Source organism: Rhodopseudomonas sp. B29 (genome assembly GCF_000333455.1).
Taxonomy (GTDB): domain Bacteria; phylum Pseudomonadota; class Alphaproteobacteria; order Rhizobiales; family Xanthobacteraceae; genus Rhodopseudomonas.
The window spans coordinates 1-3,462 of the sequence record NZ_BADD01000122.1 but is presented as its reverse complement, the minus strand read 5'-3'; the positions used below and the strand labels follow the sequence as shown (position 1 = coordinate 3,462).

Sequence of the window (3,462 nt, the reverse complement as noted above, 5' to 3'; positions counted from 1 at the left end):
TGCGGATATCGGCGCCGCGCGCTTTGGCCTTCAGCAGCGACGCGCCCTGCGAGCCCGGGACGCGCATCAGGTCGCCATAGACGCAGAGAATGATCTCCGGCCGCTCGGCGAGGCGGATCGCCATGTCGATGCGTCCGGCCGGCAGCACGCAGACCGGACAGCCGGGACCGTGGATCATGCGCACGTTGCCAGGCAGCATATCCTCAAGGCCATAGCGCGAAATCGCATGCGTATGGCCACCGCAAAATTCCATGAAGCGATAGGATTTTTGCGGATCGGCTTCGCTGCGGATCGCCCGCGCGAGGCCGAGCGCGATCTCCTTGTCGCGAAACTCGTCGGCATATTTCATCACGCCACTCCCTGCGGCTCGGCGCTGAGTTCGCGGAGCAATTCGAGCGTCTGCCTCGCCTCCTCCGGATCGATCTTGGCCAGCGCGTAGCCGACGTGGAGGATCACGTAGTCGCCGATCGCGGGATCCTCGATCAGCGCCACCGAAATCTCCTTGCTGACGCCGTCGATCGAGACGACGGCCATCTGGTCGGGCAGCAGTCTCGTGATCTCAGCAGGGATAGCGAGACACATCAGGCGTTTCCTTCCGGACCATGTTGTTGTTCGATTTGAAGAGCTGCGATCCAAGCCTGACCAAGGCTAAGCCCGCCGTCATTGGGCGGCAACTGCCGCGGCAACAGAGGCACAAGGCCGGCGGCAAGGCAGCCGCGTTCGATTGCTTCCGACAGGATGGTATTGAGGAAACAGCCGCCGCTGAGGGTCACCGTCGTGATGCCGGTGTTGCGCGCTGCGCGGATGATCCAGTCGACACAAGCAGCAGCGAAGGTGCCGTGGAAGAGCTCGGCGCCCTCGACCGGATCAATCTTGTCGGCCGCAAGGCGAGCGAACAGAGGCAGCAGCGACAGCGTGCCGTTCTCAATCGTCCAGCCATCCGCTGCGACCCGCGGTACGCGCACGCGCGCCTCCAGCTTCATCGCGGCTTCGCCCTCGTAGCTCTGCACTGGGCATAGGCGAAGAAGCGCCGCAGCCGCATCGAACAACCGCCCGGCGCTCGTCGTCATCGGCACGCCGCTTTGCGCCAGCATCGCGGACAGCTGCGTGGCCTGAGGCTGTGAGGAGAAGAGCGGCGCGATCATCTCGGCGCGTCTCAGAGCATGCAGCACGCCTGCGGCCATGCGCCAGGGCTCGCGCGCGGCACGATCACCGCCGGGCATCTTCAAAGGCAGTAGATGTCCCAACCGCTCGAAGCGGCCGCCCTCGCAGCGCAGCAGTTCGCCACCCCAAGCCCCGCCGTCGCTGCCGCGGCCGAAACCATCGAGCACCAGGGCCAGCGCCGGTCCGGCGGCTCCATGCTCGGCCATCACCGAGGCCGCATGCGCATGATGATGCTGAACGGCGATCAGCGTCTTGCCACTGGCCTCGGCAAAACGTGTCGACGCCATGTTCGGGTGTAGATCATGCGCGACGAGGACAGGCTCGACATCCAGCGTTGCCAGCAGATGGCGGACGGTCTCTTCGAAGAAGCGAACACCCTCGACGGTGTCGAGATCGCCGATATGCTGCGACACGAACGCCTCGTTGCCGCGTGTCACCGTCACGGTCGACTTCAGCACACCGCCGACCGCCAGGATCGGCGGCACCGGCCGTGCTAATCGAATCGGCTCAGGGACGTAGCCGCGAGCCCGGCGGACGAACTGCTTTCGGCCGGCGACGACGGCCACCACGGAATCGTCCGCTCGGGTGACGATGTCCCGGTCGTGGGTGACGACGAGATCGGCGATGCCGGCAAGCCGCAGCTCCGCCTGCCGATTGTCGATCAGCAACGGCTCGCCGCCGGGGTTGGCGCTGGTGACGACCAGCACCCAGCGCCCGTCAATCCGACGATGTGCAGACTCCAGCGCGTCGAAGATCAGGTGGTGCAGCGGAGCGACCGGCAGCATAACGCCGAGGCGCGTTAGTTCTGGAGCTATCGAGGGAGCCAACAGACCGCACGATTGCATCAGCACGATCGGCCGGGCTGGCGTTTCCAGCAGTTCGAGTTCAACGGCATCAGCGCTGGCGACCTCGGCGGCTTGGGCTCGCGCGCCGACCATGACGGCAAACGGCTTCTGATCCCGTTGCTTGCGCTGCCGCAGCCGTTGTACCACCGCCTCGTCACGAGCGTCGCAGACGAGCTGATAGCCGCCGAGCCCTTTGATCGCGACGATCCTGCCCGCAGCAATCGCGGCCGCGATGTCGGCGATGTCGTGGCTGAGCCTTGGCCCGCATTGCGGGCAGGCGATCGCCTCGGCGTGAAAACGGCGGCTGCTCGGATCGGCATAGTCGTGCGCGCAGGCGGCGCACAGCGCGAAGCGCTTCATCGACGTCGTTGCACGATCGTAAGGCAGCCGCTCGGCGATGGTGTAGCGCGGGCCGCAATGCGTGCAGTTGACGAAGGGATAGCGATGGAAACGACTGGTCGGGTCGAACAGTTCGCTTAGGCAGTCCGGGCATGTCGCCGCATCAGCGACGATGCGCGTCGACACCCTGCCTTGCCGGCTGGTGTGGATGCAAAACGCATCACTTGCCATTGCACCGACCGTCTGCACCGATATCTCGTCGATGCGGGCGAGCGGCGGCTTTTCGAGCGGCAGCGCGGCGACGAAGTCCGAGGCGCGGTCGCCCTCGACCTCGATGACGACGCCGTTCGGATCGTTGGCGACGAAGCCGCCGAGCCGATAGCGCGTGGCGAGGCCGTACACATAGGGACGAAAGCCGACGCCCTGCACCGCGCCGCGCACATGGAGGCGCAGCCGCTGTCTCACCGATGCTGTGGCCCGGCTTTCCACGTCACTCCGCCGCTGATTGCGTGGCCGACTTCATGGCCATGCACCGCTTGCGGATCCAGGCATAGAACGCCGCCATGCCTTCGCCGGTGCGCGCCGACACCGTCAGCACCTCGATCTTCGGATTGACACGCCGCGCGTACTCGACGGTTCTGGCCAGGTCGAAGTCGAGCACCGGGGCGAGATCGATCTTGTTGATCAGCATCAGCGCTGAGGCCGCGAACATGTCGGGGTACTTCAGCGGCTTGTCTTCACCCTCGGTGGTCGAGAACACCACGATCTTGCAGGCTTCCCCGAGATCGAACGCCGCCGGGCAAACCAGATTGCCCACATTCTCGATCATCAGAAGGCCGCCATTGAGCCAGGGCAGCCGGTCGTAGGCCTCGCCCACCATCGCGGCGTCGAGGTGACAGCCCTTGCCGGTGTTGACCTGAATCGCCGGCACGCCGGTGGCACGAATGCGTTCGGCATCGTTGGAGGTCTGCTGATCGCCCTCGATCACGCCGATCGCGAACTCGCCCTTCAGCTCAGAGACGGCGCGGACCAACAGCGATGTCTTGCCGGCCCCGGGGCTGGAGACCAGATTGAAGGCGAGCACGCCGTCGGGCGCGAACCGCGCGCGGTTGTC

At 65.7% G+C, this 3,462-nt stretch carries 3 protein-coding genes and 1 pseudogene; all 4 read right to left on the bottom strand.

All coding sequences use genetic code 11. From position 1 onward, the window contains the following. Positions 1-349: pseudogene (locus I5M_RS29180) on the bottom strand (hydrogenase formation protein HypD); the annotation flags it as partial. Next, a complete protein-coding gene (locus I5M_RS04520; protein ID WP_022720317.1) occupies positions 349-582 on the bottom strand; it encodes a HypC/HybG/HupF family hydrogenase formation chaperone in 234 nt (77 codons plus the stop codon). The pseudogene I5M_RS29180 and the gene I5M_RS04520, both read right to left, overlap by 1 nt. After that, the gene (hypF, locus tag I5M_RS04515; RefSeq protein WP_022720316.1) at positions 582-2,837 is read right to left on the bottom strand and encodes a carbamoyltransferase HypF; all 2,256 of its coding nucleotides are present in this window, start codon (positions 2,835-2,837) and stop codon (positions 582-584) included. Before hypF ends, I5M_RS04520 begins: the two co-directional genes overlap by 1 nt. A 1-nt stretch (position 2,838) precedes the next feature. Then, positions 2,839-3,462, bottom strand: a 624-nt coding sequence (gene hypB / locus I5M_RS04510; protein WP_022720315.1) for a hydrogenase nickel incorporation protein HypB, incomplete at its 5' end; no start/stop codon positions are given.